Source organism: Gilvimarinus gilvus (assembly GCF_030518155.1).
GTDB classification, from domain to species: domain Bacteria; phylum Pseudomonadota; class Gammaproteobacteria; order Pseudomonadales; family Cellvibrionaceae; genus Gilvimarinus; species Gilvimarinus gilvus.
The window spans coordinates 1-528 of record NZ_JAULRU010000470.1; the positions used below are offsets into that span (position 1 = coordinate 1).

A 528-nucleotide genomic window follows, 5' to 3' on the forward strand; every position below is an offset into this window, starting at 1 on the left:
GGATTCCATTTTGGGTTGCGAATTTAAGAAAAGAAAAAGCTGGAATAGTAACAGCAGAAGATCCTCGTCCGATTTTACCAAATCAAGAAGGAATCACAGTATTATTCAAAAAATAATAAGCTGTAAAAAAAAATTAAAAGGAACTTGACGAAGTTCCTTTTTTTATTTATTCGACTTTCGAATCTTCTTCATAATTTCCTTCCAAATAATTTTTCAAACTAATTCGGATAATTTCTGTCCAACCAGCTTCAAAACTTTCGCGCGAGAAATTTTTATCATCAGGCGGAAAAGTTTCAATTCCTTCATGAATCAACGTTAATTTTGTTTGCGGAACAATTTCATCTGTTAATTCATCCAAAATAAATGTAACAACAGAATTTCCTTCGTAGACAGGATATTTCCATGTATAAGCTAACAATTTAGTCGGCTCTACTTCTACTATTTTACAGTGATGTAAATACGATCCGCCATAAAATTCAAACTCAAATCCAACTTCTGGAACAAACTTCTCAATATCAAAATACCATT

The 528-nt window shown here is 31.6% G+C and carries 1 protein-coding gene; it reads right to left on the bottom strand.

The features are described from left to right. Positions 1-166: 166 nt before the first annotated feature. The coding region (locus QWI17_RS08925) for an SRPBCC family protein (RefSeq protein ID WP_302722166.1) at positions 167-528 on the bottom strand (362 nt) is incomplete at its 5' end.